At 66.3% G+C, this 16179-nt stretch carries 16 protein-coding genes; 5 read left to right on the top strand and 11 right to left on the bottom strand.

Features of this window, described 5'->3' with window-relative positions; genetic code table 11:
• Positions 1–157 precede the first annotated feature (157 nt).
• Together JQ639_RS18270 and JQ639_RS18265 are read left to right on the top strand one after the other, a co-directional pair.
• Complete coding sequence (locus tag JQ639_RS18270; RefSeq protein ID WP_249123287.1) at positions 158–1192, top strand: 3-keto-5-aminohexanoate cleavage protein; 1035 nt, start codon at positions 158–160, stop codon at positions 1190–1192.
• Positions 1193–1263: 71 nt separating this feature from the next.
• Positions 1264–2568, top strand: a complete 1305-nt coding sequence (locus JQ639_RS18265; protein ID WP_211967506.1) for an MFS transporter — start codon at positions 1264–1266, stop codon at positions 2566–2568.
• A 283-nt stretch (positions 2569–2851) separates the two neighbouring features.
• Here the strand turns inward: JQ639_RS18265 and modC are convergent, their stop codons facing one another.
• From modC to JQ639_RS18240, 5 genes are all read right to left on the bottom strand, one after another.
• Positions 2852–3514 carry a molybdenum ABC transporter ATP-binding protein gene (modC, locus tag JQ639_RS18260; RefSeq protein WP_211967505.1) on the bottom strand — a complete coding sequence of 221 codons (663 nt, stop codon included), beginning with the start codon at positions 3512–3514 and terminating at the stop codon, positions 2852–2854.
• 4 nt (positions 3515–3518) lie between these two features.
• Positions 3519–4214: a molybdate ABC transporter permease subunit gene (gene modB, locus JQ639_RS18255; RefSeq protein ID WP_211967504.1), complete on the bottom strand. Its 696-nt coding sequence runs from the start codon at positions 4212–4214 to the stop codon at positions 3519–3521.
• Positions 4215–4217: 3 nt separating this feature from the next.
• Entirely contained in the window at positions 4218–5003 is a 786-nt protein-coding gene (modA, locus tag JQ639_RS18250; protein WP_211967503.1) for a molybdate ABC transporter substrate-binding protein, read from the bottom strand.
• Between the two features lie 179 nt (positions 5004–5182).
• Positions 5183–5689, bottom strand: a complete 507-nt coding sequence (locus JQ639_RS18245) for a hypothetical protein (RefSeq protein WP_211967502.1) — start codon at positions 5687–5689, stop codon at positions 5183–5185.
• A gap of 2 nt (positions 5690–5691) precedes the next feature.
• A complete protein-coding gene (locus JQ639_RS18240; RefSeq protein WP_211967501.1) occupies positions 5692–5901 on the bottom strand; it encodes a TOBE domain-containing protein in 210 nt (69 codons plus the stop codon).
• A 212-nt stretch (positions 5902–6113) separates the two neighbouring features.
• Between JQ639_RS18240 and JQ639_RS18235 the strand changes: the two genes are divergently transcribed.
• Entirely contained in the window at positions 6114–6812 is a 699-nt protein-coding gene (locus tag JQ639_RS18235) for an ABC transporter permease (RefSeq protein ID WP_211967500.1), read from the top strand.
• Between the two features lie 9 nt (positions 6813–6821).
• Here JQ639_RS18235 and JQ639_RS18230 read toward each other — a convergent pair whose 3' ends face one another.
• Together JQ639_RS18230 and mepA are read right to left on the bottom strand one after the other, a co-directional pair.
• Positions 6822–7628 (bottom strand): ABC transporter substrate-binding protein, encoded by an 807-nt coding sequence (locus JQ639_RS18230; protein ID WP_249123286.1) that lies wholly within the window; start codon positions 7626–7628, stop codon positions 6822–6824.
• 75 nt (positions 7629–7703) lie between these two features.
• Positions 7704–8636, bottom strand: coding sequence for a penicillin-insensitive murein endopeptidase (gene mepA / locus JQ639_RS18225; RefSeq protein WP_211967498.1), 933 nt, complete (start codon positions 8634–8636; stop codon positions 7704–7706).
• A gap of 388 nt (positions 8637–9024) precedes the next feature.
• Between mepA and JQ639_RS18220 the strand changes: the two genes are divergently transcribed.
• Positions 9025–11262: a putative bifunctional diguanylate cyclase/phosphodiesterase gene (locus JQ639_RS18220; RefSeq protein WP_371745135.1), complete on the top strand. Its 2238-nt coding sequence runs from the start codon at positions 9025–9027 to the stop codon at positions 11260–11262.
• A 39-nt stretch (positions 11263–11301) separates the two neighbouring features.
• Here JQ639_RS18220 and JQ639_RS18215 read toward each other — a convergent pair whose 3' ends face one another.
• Both JQ639_RS18215 and lepA read right to left on the bottom strand, forming a co-directional pair.
• Positions 11302–11592 carry a plasmid stabilization protein gene (locus JQ639_RS18215; protein WP_211967497.1) on the bottom strand — a complete coding sequence of 97 codons (291 nt, stop codon included), beginning with the start codon at positions 11590–11592 and terminating at the stop codon, positions 11302–11304.
• A 151-nt stretch (positions 11593–11743) separates the two neighbouring features.
• Entirely contained in the window at positions 11744–13549 is a 1806-nt protein-coding gene (lepA, locus tag JQ639_RS18210) for a translation elongation factor 4 (protein ID WP_211967496.1), read from the bottom strand.
• Positions 13550–13707: 158 nt separating this feature from the next.
• Between lepA and JQ639_RS18205 the strand changes: the two genes are divergently transcribed.
• Complete coding sequence (locus tag JQ639_RS18205) at positions 13708–15324, top strand: glycosyltransferase family 39 protein (protein ID WP_211967495.1); 1617 nt, start codon at positions 13708–13710, stop codon at positions 15322–15324.
• A gap of 27 nt (positions 15325–15351) precedes the next feature.
• Here the strand turns inward: JQ639_RS18205 and JQ639_RS18200 are convergent, their stop codons facing one another.
• Complete coding sequence (locus JQ639_RS18200; protein WP_211967494.1) at positions 15352–15669, bottom strand: HPr family phosphocarrier protein; 318 nt, start codon at positions 15667–15669, stop codon at positions 15352–15354.
• Between the two features lie 5 nt (positions 15670–15674).
• Positions 15675–16076 carry a PTS sugar transporter subunit IIA gene (locus JQ639_RS18195; protein WP_211967946.1) on the bottom strand — a complete coding sequence of 134 codons (402 nt, stop codon included), beginning with the start codon at positions 16074–16076 and terminating at the stop codon, positions 15675–15677.
• Positions 16077–16179: the final 103 nt, after the last annotated feature.

Raw genomic sequence — 16179 nt, 5'->3', positions numbered from 1 at the left:
GGCCGGTGTTATGGCAGGCCTCCTGCCGCTTTTCCCGCAATTTTTCCGGATATGGAGATGTGATGCGTTCGCTGAGCATCTTGACATTCGGCGTATGGTCTAGTTACGAAAGAATAAGATCAATCTCCGGGACTCTGACGAAGAGGGAAGGGCAGCGATGGCTGACACAATCAACTGGCCGATGGTTCGCAAATGGGTGGATCGCGAGAACATGGCCACCTACTGGCGGCCTTACGGCTATCCGGCCGTGATGCAGGCCGATCGCTCAATGATCTCGGGAGCCGAGCAGATGCCCCGCTGGTCGGTGCCGCGCCAGGCGATCGTGTCGACGGCCATCAATGGGGCGTTCTTCAGCAAACAGCAGAACCCGCATCAGGCGCTGACGGCGCAGGAGATCATCGCCTCCGCGGAGGATTGCATCGCGCGCGGTGCCCAGATCATTCATGTGCATGCGCGCGACGAGCGCGGCTTCAATATTCTTTCGACGTCGGCATTCAGGGACGTGCTTGCCGAGCTGCGGTCGCGTCATCCGCAGGTGGCGTTCGACGCCTGCCTCGTCGCGGTGAACGACGAGGAGTGCTCAGAACTGGAAAAGATGCTCGACGCCGGGCTGGTGGACGCTGTTCCGGTCAACACGACTGCGATCATTCTCGGCGACAACCTGTTTGTGAAGCCGCCGCACGCGATCATCGAAAAGACCAGGCTCATTCTCGACGCGGGCATCACCCCGCAGATCGCGGTCTATACCGACGCCGACGTCGATAATGCGCGACGGCTGCTCATCGATTCGGGGCTGGTTCGCGGTCCGCTGACCTGGCTGGTCGTTCCCGCCCTGCCCGGTTGCAGCCCGATGTACGACCCGCAGAGCATGATCGACGGCTTCCTGCGTATCGTTCGCCTGATCACCCATGTTGATCCCGGCGCCACCATCCTTGCCTGCTCGGGCGGGCGCGCCAGTCTCTATCTTGCCAACCTTGCCCTGCTGATGGGGCTTCACGTCCGGGTGGGCTCCGAGGACACCATCTGGAAGTGGCCGCATCGGGACGACCTGATCACGAGCAACGCCGAAATCTTCGAGATCGTTCGCGACATGGTCGCGTCTCTCGGACGGGAGTTGATGTCGGCCGGTGAGTTCCGGTCGCTGTTGCGGGGCGCGGGGCGCGACGCCGCCCGGGTTGCGGCCGCGCAATAGCTGCGACTGCGCCGTTGCAGCGGCGACGATCTCGGATCCAGAACACCATAAAACAAACAAGGGAGGGGAATTTGACCGACATCCGGATTGGGGCAGTGGCGGAGAAGCCGACGACACTGCCTGCGACGCTTACGCGCGAGCAGTACAAGGTGCTGGGATTGTCGAGCCTCGGAGGGGCGCTCGAGTTCTACGAATTCGTCGTCTTTGTCTATCTGACGCCCTATATCGGAAATGTGTTCTTTCCGCCCGACTCGCCGCCCTGGCTCGCGCAGCTCCAGGCGCTAGCGATCTTCTCGATCGGATACCTCATCCGGCCGCTGGGTGGCATCTTCCTCGCCAACCTCGGCGATCTCCTCGGGCGGCGGAAGATTTTCTCGCTGACACTCGTGTTGATGGCTGCGCCGACGGCGGCGATCGGGCTGCTTCCCGGTTATGCCCAAGTCGGCGTGCTGGCTCCGATCTGCCTGCTGGTGTGCCGCGTGTTGCAGGGACTTGCGCTCGGCGGTGAGATCCCCGGCGCGATGGTGTTCGTGTCGGAGCACGTGGCCGAGCGCAGCGCGGGGCGATCGATTGGTCTGCTCGGGGCGGCGTTCTCGATCGGCTCGCTCTGCGCTGCACAGGCGACCGCGCTTGTCAGCCAGATGGACAAGGCGAGCGCGCTCGCCTACGGCTGGCGGCTTCCGTTCATCCTGGGCGGCGTTTTCGGGCTCGGTGCTGCTTATCTGCGACGTTATGTGCACGAGACGCCGGTCTTCGAGCAGATGAAGCAGCACCGCGCCTTGTCCAAGGGGATGCCGATCCGGCTCCTGCTCGGCAATTTTCCAGTCGAGGCTTCGCTCTGCATCGTTGCCTGCTGCGTTTCCGCGGCAGTTGTTCCCAGTGTCTATCTCTATCCGACGACATATCTTCAGGTGGTCCAGGGCTTCTCGCCGACCGTGGCGCATGGTGCGGCCGCGTGGGCGACGATCGCCGGGATTGTGGGATGCCTGATCAGCGGGTTCCTGATCGATCACCTCGGTCCGACCCGGGCCGTGTGGACGATGACCTTGCCGGCCGTTCCCCTGATCTACTGGCTGTACTTCACCGTCGAGCCGGATCCCGAGAGTGTGGCCCTGCGCTTCGCGCTCGTCGGGTTTCTGTTCACCTTTCACATCATATTGTGGATTCCCGTCATCTTCAGCTTGCCGCCCCAGACGCGATACACCGGAGTGGCCTTCGGATATAACGTCGCAGCAGCCGGCATAGGCGGGCTCACGCCAGTCCTGCTCGCTGCGGCCTCCCACTACGACAAGCTTGCGGTCGCGCATTTCCCGGCCTTCTTCTGCTGCCTGGCCATGCTGGTCACGCCGATCCTGTGGCGCTACCGCAAGGCATAGGTCCATAGGCCAAAGCTTTGGCTCGTGTCGTTGGTCCCAGCTGCAGCATGAGCCGCGAGACGGGCAATCGATGTCGAGCCTGGGCCGCCGCGCCCAGGCTCATCTCCCTCGTCATTTCCGCGACGGCGGAGACGGCAGCCTGCAACGGTTCCGCGCAAACATAGATCAACTGCGCCGCAGGGGCAGTTCGAGTTTCGTCCGTTCGATCTGCTCGGCGCCGCCCGCCCCGATGCCGTGGCGGAGCGCGAGCAAATGTCGGAGGATCCGATGATGCTGGCGGTCGCTAGGCCAGGATCTCCGGGCCACCCGTCGCGGTTACGCGGCCACGCTTCAGCACCACCACGTGAGATGCCAGCAGCCGCAGCTCGCCGACGTCGTGGCTGACATAAACCATCGGCACGCCGGCCTCGTCACGCAGCTTCACGAGATACGGCAGAATCTCGGCCTTGCGCTCGGCGTCGAGTGAGCCCAGCGGCTCGTCGAGCAGTAGCAGTTTGGGCTGTGCGAGCAGCGCGCGGGCGATCGCGACGCGCTGGCGTTCGCCGCCGGACAGTGCACCCGGACGCCGGTCGAGCAGCGTCTCGATGCCGAGCAGGTCGACGACGCGCCGCTCCGTCGCCGGGTCATGGGGCAGGCCGTTCATGCGCCGCCCGTAGTCGATATTGCTGCGGACGCTGATGTGCGGGAACAGCCGGGCGTCCTGGAACACGTAGCCGATGTGACGGCGATGCGGCGGCACGTGGATGCCCCTGGCGGTGTCATCCATGACGTCGCCATTGATCGACACGCTGCCACGGTCCGGCCGCAGCAGGCCGGCGATCATGTTGACCAGCGAGGTCTTGCCGGCCCCCGAGGAGCCGAACAGGCCGGTGACCCGGCCCCGGCTCTTGAACGCGGCCTCGATGGTGACCTCACCAAGCTGCTTGAAGACGTCGACGCGCAGCATGGCTCTACAGCCCGTGGAGGCGGCGGGTGGCGCGCCGCGCGAACCATTCCGATGCCACCAGTGCTGCGACCGCGATCAGGACGGAGATCGCCACCAGCCGCAGCGCGGCGCTGTCACCGTCCGGGGTCTGGATCAGCGAATAGATCGCGGACGAAATGGTCTGCGTCTCGCCGGGAATGTTGGAGACGAAAGTGATGGTGGCGCCGAATTCGCCGATGGCCTTGGCGAAGCCGAGCACCATGCCGGCGAGAATGCCGGGCAGCGCCAGCGGGAGGGTCACCGTGACGAAGACACGCCACGGCGCGGCACCGAGCGTGCTCGCGGCCTGCTCGAGCCGCCGGTCGACGGCCTCGATCGACAGCCGGATCGGCCGTACCAGCAGCGGAAACGACATCACGCCGCAGGCCAGCGCGGCGCCGGTCCAGCGGAACGAGAACACGATGCCGAGATGATCGGCGAGCCAGCCGCCGACGAGGCCGCGACGGCCAAACGACAGCAGCAGCAGATAGCCGGTGACCACCGGCGGCAGCACCAGCGGCAGGTGGACGATCGCATCCAGCAGCGCCTTGCCCCAGAACTCGCGTCGCGCCAGCAGCCAGGCGATCGCGATACCGACCGGCGTTGCGATCAGCGTGGCAACGGTGGCGACCCTGAGGGAAAGCAGGATCGCCGTCCATTCTGGTGCGGAGATATTGAACACGGCTCAGGTGGAGGGACGGGTCAGCACGGTGAAGCCGTACTTCTCGAAGATCGTGCGCGCGGCCGTCGATCGCAGGAAATCGAGATAGCCGCCGGTCTCGGGCTTTGCCGTCGTGGTCGCGGCCACCGGATAGATGATCGCCGGGTGTGAGCCCTCCGGGAAGACACCGACGATCTTGACGCCGGGATCGACCTTGGCATCGGTTTCGTAGACGATGCCGAGGGCGGCTTCCTTGCGCGACACCAGCGTCAGCGCGGCGCGCACGCTGTCAGCCATCGCGAACTTCGGAGCGGCCGCCTCCCAGGCGCCGAGCTTCTCCAGCGCGGCCTTGGCATATTTGCCGACCGGTACCGACTGTACGTCGCCGGTCGCGATGCGGCCGTCGCCGGCGAGCTTGGCGAGGTCGAAGCCTCCGCCGATCGCCACATTGGCAATGGTGGAATCCTTCGGCGCGATCAGCACGATCTTGTTGCCGAGCAGGTTGATCCGCGTCGCATCGTTGATGGTCTTCTTCTGCGTGGCGTAGTCCATCCAGTCGGTGTCGGCCGACAGAAAGACGTCGGCGGGCGCGCCCTGCTCGATCTGGCGCGCCAGCGCCGAGCTCGCGGCATAGCTCGCCGCCACCTTGACGCCGGTCTTGGCGGTGTAGGCGGCATCGACATCGTCCAGCGCGTTCTTCATCGAGGCCGCAGCGAATACCGTCAGCGACTTGTCCTGGGCGAAGGTCGGGGCGGTCGCCGCGCCGGCCAGCACGGCCGCGACGAGAAGGCGGGAAACGAATCGGATCATGATGCATGCGCTCCATCGGCAGGCGCACAGGGCGCCCGCGGCGGTTGTCCAGATCTGTCAGCAGGAGCGCCGTCCCACACGCCCGGCCAACTTACGGTCGGCCGGGACAACGGCAGGCAAACTAGCAGGAATGGGAACGTGGTCAAAGGGTTGTGGCGTCGCACCGGGATGCCGGGACATCACGGCGCCGGCGTGATCGCGAGGGTGATCGTGTCCGCGGCGACGCCGCTGACCTGCACCAGCAGTGGCTCGGCCTTGAGCGTGAAGGTCACCACCTTGCGGATGCCCTCGCAGTCGGTCGCGCCGCTGAATGCGACGGTCTTCAGCGACTTGCCATCCTGCACGGCGTCGAGCCAGGCACCGGCCGACAAGCTAATGGCATAGGTCCCGGCAGCCGGCGGCGCTGGCAGCCGGACATAGCCGGCAAAAGTATCTGGCGATTTCTGCGATCGCTCCGGCGGCGTCGGCAGATGGGCCTCGGCCGCCGGGCGCAGCACGAGCCGGACCGGCTGGGTTGCCGCCGGCGCGGCGCTGGCGCCGGAATCGAGCTTGAGCGGCTCGGAGCGCAGGATTGCGCGCTCGCGGTCGATCGGCCATTTGAACTTGTCGCAGCCGCTCGGCTCCGCGGCACTTGCGGCGCTGGCGATGAGCAGGGCACAGCTGGTCAGGATGACAAGGCGGCGCATGGTCAGTCGACCGCGATCATGACGTCGGAGGCCTTGATGACGACGGTCGCCGCGCCTTTCACGGCAAGGCCGAGTTCGTCGACGGCTTCGTTGGTGATCGCGGCGGTGATGATCTGGCCGTTGCCGATGTCGACGCCGACATGGGCGGTGGTCGCGCCCTTCCTGATGTCGACGACAGTGCCCTTGATCTGGTTGCGCGCGCTGATGCGCATGATGAGGTCCTCGCACATGGATTGTCATGCCGTTCGACGAACGGCCTGTGACATTCAATCTGGCAAGGAACCGCCGTTCCCGAAGCTGGCGTGACCCCGGGCAGGGGCACCATCCCTTCCTTGTAGACCGTTTCGGGGGGCGAGGGAATGTCGCGGCTGCGCCGTCGCGCCGGCGATGGCGATTTGGCGCGCGGACCGTTACACAGGGCAGGATGACGGACATTCTCCATGCCGCCGCGTCGAGCCTCACCCTGATCGCCGCGTTCGATGCCGATCTGCTCGGGATCGTGATGCTGTCGCTAGGTGTCAGCCTGTCGGCAAGCCTGATCGCCCTGGTGGTCGGCGCGCCGCTCGGCGGGCTGCTCGCCGTCAGCCGCTTTCGCGGACGTGAGACGCTGATCGTCCTTGTCAACGCGCTGCTGGGGTTGCCGCCGGTGGTGGTTGGCCTTGCGATCTATCTGCTGCTGTCGCGCTCCGGTCCGCTCGGGTTTGCCGGCCTGCTGTTCACGCCGGCGGCGATGGTGCTGGCGCAGGTGGTGCTGGCGACGCCGATCGTGATCGCGCTGGTCCACCGGCCTCTCAGCCTGCTGTGGGGCGAGTATGGCGAACTGATGCGGCTCGATGGGGTGTCGAAGGCGCGCAGTCTGCAACTGCTCTTCGTCATCGGCCGGGCGTCGCTGCTGACCGCATTTCTGGCGGCGTTCGGCCGCGCCATCGCCGAGGTCGGCGCCATCATGATGGTCGGCGGCAATATTCGTGGCTTCACGCGAACCATGACGACGGCGATTGCGCTGGAGACGGGCAAGGGCGCGCTGGAGCTGGCGCTGGCGCTCGGTGTCGTTTTGATCGCCCTCAGCGTGCTGGTGAGCGCCGTTGCGTTCATGGTCAACGCGCGGATCAGCGAGGCCTGAGGCGGCCTGTCAGCGCTGCGCCGCATTGGGAAAGAACAGCTGCTCGCCGCCGACCTTGTAGGCCGCGATCGTCGCTTGGCCATCCCCGGACAGCAGCCAGTCGATGAACGCCTGTGCCTCGGCGGCATGGACCTGCGGATGTTTCGCAGGACTGACCAGCATGACGCCGTACTGGTTGAACAGCCGACGATCGCCTTCGACGAGAATGGTGAGATCGCCCCGGTTGCGGAACGACAGCCAGGTGCCACGGTCCGACAGCAGGTAGGCGTCGATGGCCGCGGCCATGTTGAGCGCCGGGCCCATGCCCTGGCCGATGTCGCGGTACCACGCGCCCTTGACCGTTTCGAGGTCGACGCCGGCATCCTTCCAGGTTCGCAGCTCCGCCGCATGGGTGCCGGACCGATCGCCGCGCGAGACGAAGGGGGCGCGCTTGTCGGCGAGCCGCCGGAACGCGGCAAGGACGTCGCCGCTGCCGGCAATCCCGGCGGGATCGGCTTTCGGACCGATCACGACGAAGTCGTTGTACATGACGTCGAAGCGTTGCACGCCGAAGCCGTCGGCGAGGAACTTCTCCTCGGCCGGCCTGTCGTGCACGAACACGACATCCGCGTCGCCGCGCCGTCCAATGTCGAGCGCCTGGCCGGTGCCGACGGCGACCACCTTGACGGCGATGCCGGTCGTCGCCGTGAAGCGCGGCAGCAGAAAGCCGAACAGTCCGGACTGTTCGGTCGAAGTGGTCGAGGCGACGGTGATCGCGCGCGGCTGGGCCGATGCGGGCGTGCCGCACGCCCATGCAATCAGTGGGGCGATAAGCATCGCTCTTCGGAAAAGGTCGGCCATCCCGGAGCTCCGGTACGAGGAATGATCAGCGCCGTCGGGAGGAGGGCGCCGTCACGGCGCCTGCAGCACCTGCCGGCAGGCGGCGGGGAGATCGGCCATGGTCAGCGGCGGCTTGGGCTTGGGTGGCACCGGCGGCGGCTTGGGGTGCAGCACCGCGTCGCTGAACCAGTAGTCGAGCTCGTGGCCGCAGCCGTCGCTCGCCGCAGGCGGCTCCTGGGGCGTGCAGTCGGGATTGCCGGGCGGGCACTTGATGCGGATGTGGAAGTGATAGTCGTGGCCATACATCGGCCGCACCTTGAACAGCCAGGCGCGATTGCCGCTGGCCTCGCGGCACAGCGCCTTCTTGATCGCGGCGTTGACGAAGATGCGCTCGACCTCCGGCTCCTCCGCGGCGGCGCGGATCACCTGCAGGTGCTTCGGTGTCCATACCCGCGGATCGATGTCGAGACGGCTCGTCGCCACCATGTTGACGGCGGACATGTCCTCGCGCTCGTTGCGCGACAGCAGGCGGTTCGGCATCGGGGTCAGCCAGATGTCGGCGTCGAGGCCGATCTGATGGCTGGCATGGCCGGTGATCATCGGGCCGCCGCGTGGCTGGGCGATGTCGCCGACCAGCAGGCCGGGCCAGCCCGCGACCTTGTGCACCTTCGTCGACAGCCGTTCGAGCATGCCGATGAGGGCCGGGTGACCCCAGTTGCGGTTGCGCGACAGCCGCATCACCTGCCAGGTCGGGCCATTGATCGGCAGCGCTTCACCGCCGGCGAGGCACCCCTTGGCATAGAAGCCGACGGAGTGCGGCGGCAGCGCCGCCGGCAGCGGCTTGCGGCCGAACAGCGCCTTGGCAGGGGTCGCGGGATCGTCGGGATGGGCCAGCGGCGGCAGCGGTCTGGGGTCGAGCGTGCCTTTGTCCTGTGCGAACGCGTGCGGCGCGACGGCGACGAGGGCCGGCACCAGAGCAGCGAGAATCAATCGACGGATCGGCATGCGCGGGCTTTATAGCCCAACTCGCGGCGCTTCGCTGCGTCATGCGCGCCGGCGTGGATGTTGGCGCGGCGGGGCAACAATCTGTTAACCCTGAAGATGAATGGCGATGCGACAATCGTTCACGCCATGACGGGGCCGCAACAGAGGCGGATTTGCCCGGTGGCGACGTCGCACACGCCGAAACCGCCCCGTGGCGCGCCATTTGATCGAAAAATCGGCAAGTATCGCGTGGAAGGAGAGCTCGCGCCCAGGAAAAGGGCAGCCGGGCGGCGGTGCAGGGACGTAGTTTTCCGGACCCGCCTACGGTCGCTCCGGACGCAAGATACCGTTTTTTCAGACACTTGGCCGACAACACCAGCTCGCAGAATGCGAGTGCAGGGCGTGCGGAATGCCGAAGAAGCGGCCGACAGTCATCGACAAGAAGAGAGTGAGGCGGCCGCGCATGCGGCCGGTCGCGCGCTTGCCGCAGCGGCCGGCGCCGCGTCTCGCCCTGCGTGGCGAGGCGGAGGGGGCGGCGATCGACGTTCGCCAGATCCGGGCCGAGGCCGATGCGGCGATTACCGAGGCGCGCAAGGCGCACGAGCGGCTGCGCGAGGCGATCGACATTTTGCCCGAAGGCATCGTGTTTCTCGACGCCGAAGGCCGCTACATTCTCTGGAACAAGAAATACGCCGAGATCTACCGCCGCAGCGCCGATCTGTTCGAGACCGGCGCGCGGCTCGAAGACACCTTGCGCGTCGGCGTGCAGCGTGGCGACTATGCCGAGGCCGCCGGCCGCGAAGAGGAGTGGCTCGCCGATCGCCTGCAGAAGCTGCACCGTCCCGACGGCCGTCATGAGCAGGTGCTTGCCGATGGCCGTTGCATCCTGATCGAAGAGCGGATGACCGGCGACGGCGGCGTGATCGGCCTGCGCGTCGACATCACCGAGCTGAAGCAGCGCGAGGCGTCGTTTCGCCTGCTGTTCGAAGGCAACCCCGTTCCAATGATCGTGTGCGATCCGGCGGCAGGCCAGATCCTCAGCGTCAACGATGCCGCCGTCGCGCACTACGGCTATGGTCGCGCCGATTTCGAGCGCCTCACGATCCGACACATCCAGGCATTCGAGGCCGAGCTGCCCTGGACCGGCGACCACAGCGCCGACGAGCACACCGCGCGCACCTGGAAGCACGTCAAGGCCGACGGCACGCTGATCGATCTTGCGATCTACTCGCGCCACCTCGTCTATGATGGCCGGCAGGTGGTGCTGCTGGCGCTGATGGATATCACCGAGCGAAAGCGCGCCGAGCAGCGGCTCAGCTTCGTCGCGCAGCACGACGGCCTGACCGGCCTGCCGAACCGCAACCTGCTGCGGCAGCGGCTCGACGAGCTTCTCGCCCGCACCCGCCGTTCCGGCGAGAAGGTTGCGCTGCTGTTTCTCGACCTCGACAATTTCAAGACCGTCAACGACACGCTCGGCCACGACATCGGCGACGAGCTGCTGCGCAGCGTCACCAAGCGGCTGCGCTCCTCGCTGCGCGAGGACGATGCGGTGGCGCGGCTCGGCGCGGACGAGTTCGCGATCCTGCAGGCCCAGATCGGCCGGCCCGAGGACATCGTGCCGCTCGCCAAGCGCCTGCTCGACGTCATCAGCCAGCCCTATCTGTTCAATGGCCACTCGGTGGTGATCGGCGCCAGCATCGGCATCGCGCTGGCGCCCGGCGACGGCGACGATTCCGAGAAGCTGCTGAAGAGCGCGGACATGGCGCTGTCCCGCGCCAAGCGCGACGCGCGCGGCACCTACAGCTTCTTCGAGCCCGGCATGGACGCCAGCGCCCAGGCGCGGCGGCGCATCGAGCTGGAACTGCGGGCGGCGATCGAGAACGGCGTGCTGCAGCCGTATTACCAGCCGCTGGTCGATCTCAAGAGCGGGCGGGTCACCGGTTTCGAGGCGCTGGTGCGCTGGCCTCATCCCGAGCGCGGGATGGTGTCGCCCGGCGAATTCATCCCGGTCGCCGAGGAAACCGGCCTGATCAACGCCGTCGGCTCGATCATGCTGCGGCGCGCCTGCATGGATGCAGCGGCCTGGCCGGACGACGTTCGCGTCGCCGTCAACCTGTCGCCGCTGCAGTTCCGCGCCGGCAACCTGCTGTCGGTGGTGATGGACGCGCTCAAGCAGTCCGGCCTGCCGGCCAAACGCCTCGAACTTGAGATCACCGAGACGCTGCTGCTGGAAAAGAGCGACGAGGTGGTGGCGACGCTGCATGCGCTGCGCGCGCTCGGCGTGCGAATCTCGATGGACGACTTCGGCACCGGCTATTCGTCGTTGAGCTACCTGCGCAGCTTCCCGTTCGACAAGATCAAGATCGATCGCTCGTTCGTGCACGACCTCGGTGCCAACCGCGACGCCCAGGCGATCGTGCGATCGATCATCAGCCTCGGCAAGGGGCTCGGCGTCACGATCACCGCCGAAGGCGTCGAGACCGAGGCGGAGCTGAGCTGTCTGCGCTTCGAGGGCTGCCACGAGGGACAGGGCTTCCTGTTCAGCCGCGCTCGCCCCAACGAGGAGATCGTGCAGTTGCTGCGGGCGCAGCGTCTTGCGCGTGGCGATGACACACCGCCCGCCGGCGACGAGACCATGGTGGCCTGAGCGATCGCGTCTGCACTTCCGTCAGACGTGATTGCCGGCTCAGCCGGCGCGGCGTTTACGAGTGGCTGCTGCCTTTTTCGCCGAGCGCGACTTCGCCGCGGCCGATCGCTTCGCTGCTGCCTGGCCGCCACGCTTCGCTGAAGCCTTGGTGTCGGGCACGCCGCGACCGGAGCCGCTCTTGTTGCCGCCGCCGCTGTCCTTGTTCACGGTGGCCCAGGCGCGGCGCTCGGCCTCCGCCTTGCGCACACCGCGGTGCTCGTAGCCTTCCTCGATATGGGCGGCCTTGCGCTTCTGCTTGTCGGTATAGCTGGATTTGTCGCCACGAGGCATGGGCGCTCTCCGTTGCGATGGCCTGAGCCTCGAGAACGTGGCGCCGCGCGGAACGTTCCGCGCCGGTGACCGAAGATCGGGGAGGGAAGAATAGCCGGCGCCGCGCGCCGGGATGTCCTGGCAGAGGTGGAACAGCCCGCCGGATGGCGGCTCAGCTGTCGACCTTGAGTGCGGCGATGAAGGCTTCCTGCGGAATGTCGACCTTGCCGAACTGCCGCATCTTCTTTTTGCCTTCCTTCTGCTTCTCCAGCAGTTTGCGCTTGCGGGTGATGTCGCCGCCGTAGCACTTGGCAGTGACGTCCTTGCGCAGCGCGCGCACGGTCTCGCGCGCGATCACCTTGCCGCCGATCGCCGCCTGGATCGGGATCTGGAACATGTGCGGCGGGATCAACTCCTTCATCTTCTCGACCATGGCGCGACCGCGGCCTTCGGCGCGGGTGCGGTGCACCAGCATCGACAGCGCATCGACCGGCTCGTTGTTGACGAGGATCTGCATCTTGACGAGGTCGGCGGCGCGATAGTCGGTGAGATGGTAGTCGAACGAGGCGTAGCCCTTGGAGACGGACTTGAGGCGGTCGTAGAAGTCGAACACCACCTCGTTGAGCGGCAGCTCGTACTTCACCATTGCCCGGGCGCCCACGTAGGTGAGCTCCTTCTGGTTGCCGCGGCGGTCCTGGCACAGCTTCAGCACGCTGCCGAGGTACTCGTCCGGCGTCAGGATGGTGGCCTCGATCCACGGCTCCTGGATCTCGGCGATCTTGACCACGTCCGGCATGTCGACCGGATTATGGATCTCGATCTCCTGGCCGTCGGTCAGGCTCATCTTGTAGATCACCGACGGCGCGGTCGCGATCAGGTTGAGATTGAACTCGCGCGACAGCCGCTCCTGGATGATCTCGAGGTGCAGCAGGCCGAGGAAGCCGCAGCGGAAGCCGAAGCCGAGCGCGGCGGAGGTTTCCATTTCGAAGGAGAAGCTCGCGTCATTCAGCCGCAGCTTGCCCATGGCGGCACGCAACGTTTCGAAATCGTCGGCATCGACCGGAAACAGGCCGCAAAACACCACGGGGATCGCGGGCTTGAAGCCGGGCAGCATCTGTGCGACGGGCTTGCGATCGTCGGTGATGGTGTCGCCGACCCGCGTATCAGCGACTTCCTTGATCGCCGCGGTAATGAATCCGATCTCACCCGGACCGAGCTCGTCGACCTGATGCATCTTGGGCGTGAAGAAGCCGACCCGTTCGACGTCATAGGCCGCGCCGGTGCCGAGCATGCGGACGCGCTGGCCCTTCTTCAGGACGCCGTCGACGACGCGCACCAGCACCACGACGCCGAGATAGACGTCGTACCAGCTGTCGACCAGCAGGGCGGTCAGCGTCGCGTCGCGGTCGCCCTTCGGCGGCGGCAGGCGGGTGACGATGGCCTCGAGCACGTCGCCGATGCCGATGCCCGTCTTCGCCGAGATCATGACCGCGTCGGAGGCGTCGATGCCGATGACGTCCTCGATCTGCTGCTTGACCTTGTCGGGCTCGGCGGCGGGCAGGTCGATCTTGTTGAGGACCGGAACGATCTCGTGGTTGTTGTCGAGCGCCTGATAGACGTTGGCGAGCGTCTGGGCCTCGACGCCCTGGCTCGCGTCCACCACCAGCAGCGAGCCTTCGCAGGCGGCCAGCGACCGGCTGACCTCATAGGCGAAGTCGACGTGGCCGGGGGTGTCCATCAGGTTGAAGATGTAGTCCTTGCCGTCCTTGGCGCGGTAGTTCAGGCGCACCGTCTGCGCCTTGATGGTGATGCCGCGCTCGCGCTCGATATCCATGGAATCGAGCACCTGCTCCTTCATCTCGCGCTCGGCCAGTCCGCCCGTCAGCTGGATCAGGCGGTCGGCGAGGGTCGATTTTCCATGGTCGATATGGGCGACGATGGAAAAGTTGCGGATGTTGGAAATAGGGGTCGTGACCATGGCCGCGGGATAGCATTGGCGGTGTTCAGCGGCAACCGCCTTGCGGCCCGAATCCGGCCAGATTTCGGGCCTCCATAGCGTGCAGACCGCAGTCCGCGCCGCAATCCCGATTCCTTCGCGCCGGAAAATGCTCTAGCACTGTGAATGTAAGGATGGCGATGACGGACGTTCAATCGATCACAGCCCTGCCGGCCCCGCGGGCGCGGCGGCGGGGATGGCGGGTGCTGGCGGCCCGGTTGGCCCGATGGGCGACCGACGAGCGCGCCGCGCCGGCCCTGGTGATCTGGTTCGCTACCCTCCATGCGGTACTCTGGACAGTCACCCTGACGGCCCTGAAGGCGGCCCAGGACGTCCACATGGACGTCGCCGAGGCCTATGCGTGGGGGCAGAAGTTCCTGCTCGGCTATGGCAAACACCCGCCGCTGTCGGGCTGGGTCGCCGGGTTGTGGTTCATGGTCTTCCCGGTCGCCGACTGGGCGAGCTATGCGCTCGCGATGGCGACCGTGAGCGTCGGCATGGTGGTGTGCTGGTACATCGCGCGGCGTGTCGTCGATCACAGGCGGGCGTTCATCACCGTTCTGATGCTCGGGATCTACCCGATCTTCCATTTCAAGGGCTTCAAGTACAACACCGACCTGCTGCAGCTCGTTACCCTGCCGCTGATCGTGCTCGCGTTCCTCAACGCGTTCGAGCGGCGCAGCGCGTGGTCCGGCGTATGGCTCGGGCTCGCGGCCGTTGCCGGCGTGATGACCAAGTACTGGGCGGTTACGGTGATCGGCGCGGCCGGCGTCGCGGCGCTGGCGCATCCGGATCGCATCCGCTTCCTGCGCTCGCCGGCGCCGTGGGTCGGCATCGTCGTCATGGTCGTCGGCCTGCTGCCGCATCTGTGGTGGCTCGTGCAGGTCGATTTCCTGCCCTTCACGTATGCGGGAGACGTCTATGAGCTGCCGGGCCGCGGCCAGTCCGTGCAGCTCGCACTGCTCTACGTCGGGCACAACATCGCGCTGCTCGCACCGGTGCTGTTCGCGGCGTGGATTGCGCTGTTCTGGCAGCCGCTCAACCAGCCGTGGTGGCGTTCCCTGGTCCGCACCAGGCAGGTCGGGACAACGGTGAACCTGTCGCAGGCCCGCAATGTCTGGATCATCCAGGCCATCATCGGGCTGGTGCCGCCGATCGCGGCGGTGGCGTTTGCGATCTACATCAAGACCGACTGGGGCATTCCGCTGTTCTTTCTGGTACCGCTGGCGGTGATCGCGACGCCGCGGCTGCGTGTCCAGCGCATCGCCATCGCCCGTCTCGCAGTGATCTGGCTCGCCATGACGCTGATCGCGCTTGCCGCCGCACCGGTGATCGCGCAGAACACCGTCAAGCAGACGGTCGGCATCGGCTCGACCTCGATCCCGACCGCACAATTCGCCCAGCAACTGACGCAGATGTGGCATCAGCGCTACCGTTCGCGCTGGGCCGTGGTCGCGGCGACCACCGAGGCCGGCCAGCCGATGACCTTCTACAGCCCCGACCATCCGCTGGTGCTGACGCCGAACGAGGTCTGGACGTCGGGCCTGACGGCGATGGACGAGGCGAAGCGTTTCGGCTTCATCGGCATCTGCGATCAGGGTGACTACCGCCTGCAGGCCTGCGAAACCTGGATGGCGAAGAATGCCGCCAATGCCGAGCAGCTCAACATCTCGGCGCGGCGCTTCTTCCGCGGCAAGTCGGGGCCGCTGGTGCACTGGAAGGTCTATCTGGTGCCACCCGCCGCGCTCGCGCAGTAATGGAGTGCGCGCCGGCCGTGGCGCGCGCTACTCGTCTTCGCCGAACTTGTTGGTGACGAGCCCCGCAATGGCGTCGAGTGCGCTCTGTGCTTCGCGTCCCTTGGCGGTGATCAGGATCGACGTGCCGATACCAGCGGCCAGCATCATCAGACCCATGATCGAGGTGCCGCCGACCGTCTCGCCATTGCGCGTGACGGTGATGTCGGCGTCGAACTGCTCGACCATCTGCACGAACTTCGCCGAGGCCCGCGCATGCAGGCCACGCTTGTTGGTGATCGGGACTTCGCGGACGTACACGCCGGGCAGCGCGGACACGGTATCGGGTTTGCCGTCGTTGTCCGCCATTGCTGTCACTTGCCGGCGAGCACGCGGCTGGCGATGGTGACGTACTTGCGGCCGGCTTCCTGGGCGGCGGCGATCGCATCGGGCAGCGGCAGGTCCTCACGGACCTTGGCGAGCTTCACCAGCATCGGAAGATTGATGCCTGCGAGCACCTCCACCTTGGGGCGACTCATGCACGAGATCGCGAGGTTGGACGGCGTGCCGCCGAACATGTCGGTGAGGATCGCAACGCCTTGGCCGCTGTCGACGCGCTTGACGGCCTCGATAATGTCGCTGCGACACAAGTCGGCATCATCTTCGGCGCCGATCGTGATCGACTCGATCTGCTTCTGCGGACCCATCACGTGTTCGAGCGCGGCCCGAAACTCGTCGGCGAGGCGCCCATGGGTCACTAGGACTAAACCAATCATCGAAGACTCCTCGCGGGTGCATTGGTGCACCGCACGAAAGGGCCACATCTTGACCATCCAGAGCCCCGAGGCAAGGGGGGATGTTGACGCTATCCCACGCCTC

This window comes from Bradyrhizobium sp. U87765 SZCCT0048 (assembly GCF_018131225.1).
GTDB lineage: Bacteria > Pseudomonadota > Alphaproteobacteria > Rhizobiales > Xanthobacteraceae > Bradyrhizobium_A.
The sequence above is the reverse complement of the archived record's forward strand: the minus strand, read 5'-3'. Positions and strand labels throughout refer to the sequence as shown.

Excerpts from the sequence above, each read along its gene's own strand:
- JQ639_RS18270 (WP_249123287.1), top strand. The coding sequence starts at position 158 with ATGGCTGACACAATCAACTGGCCGATGGTTCGCAAATGGGTGGATCGC.
- modC (WP_211967505.1), bottom strand. The coding sequence starts at position 3,514 with ATGCTGCGCGTCGACGTCTTCAAGCAGCTTGGTGAGGTCACCATCGAG.
- modA (WP_211967503.1), bottom strand. The coding sequence starts at position 5,003 with ATGATCCGATTCGTTTCCCGCCTTCTCGTCGCGGCCGTGCTGGCCGGC.
- JQ639_RS18245 (WP_211967502.1), bottom strand. The coding sequence starts at position 5,689 with ATGCGCCGCCTTGTCATCCTGACCAGCTGTGCCCTGCTCATCGCCAGC.
- JQ639_RS18240 (WP_211967501.1), bottom strand. The coding sequence starts at position 5,901 with ATGCGCATCAGCGCGCGCAACCAGATCAAGGGCACTGTCGTCGACATC.
- JQ639_RS18235 (WP_211967500.1), top strand. The coding sequence starts at position 6,114 with ATGACGGACATTCTCCATGCCGCCGCGTCGAGCCTCACCCTGATCGCC.
- JQ639_RS18230 (WP_249123286.1), bottom strand. The coding sequence starts at position 7,628 with ATGCTTATCGCCCCACTGATTGCATGGGCGTGCGGCACGCCCGCATCG.
- mepA (WP_211967498.1), bottom strand. The coding sequence starts at position 8,636 with ATGCCGATCCGTCGATTGATTCTCGCTGCTCTGGTGCCGGCCCTCGTC.
- JQ639_RS18220 (WP_371745135.1), top strand. The coding sequence starts at position 9,025 with ATGCCGAAGAAGCGGCCGACAGTCATCGACAAGAAGAGAGTGAGGCGG.
- JQ639_RS18215 (WP_211967497.1), bottom strand. The coding sequence starts at position 11,592 with ATGCCTCGTGGCGACAAATCCAGCTATACCGACAAGCAGAAGCGCAAG.
- lepA (WP_211967496.1), bottom strand. The coding sequence starts at position 13,549 with ATGGTCACGACCCCTATTTCCAACATCCGCAACTTTTCCATCGTCGCC.
- JQ639_RS18205 (WP_211967495.1), top strand. The coding sequence starts at position 13,708 with ATGACGGACGTTCAATCGATCACAGCCCTGCCGGCCCCGCGGGCGCGG.
- JQ639_RS18200 (WP_211967494.1), bottom strand. The coding sequence starts at position 15,669 with ATGGCGGACAACGACGGCAAACCCGATACCGTGTCCGCGCTGCCCGGC.
- JQ639_RS18195 (WP_211967946.1), bottom strand. The coding sequence starts at position 16,076 with ATGATTGGTTTAGTCCTAGTGACCCATGGGCGCCTCGCCGACGAGTTT.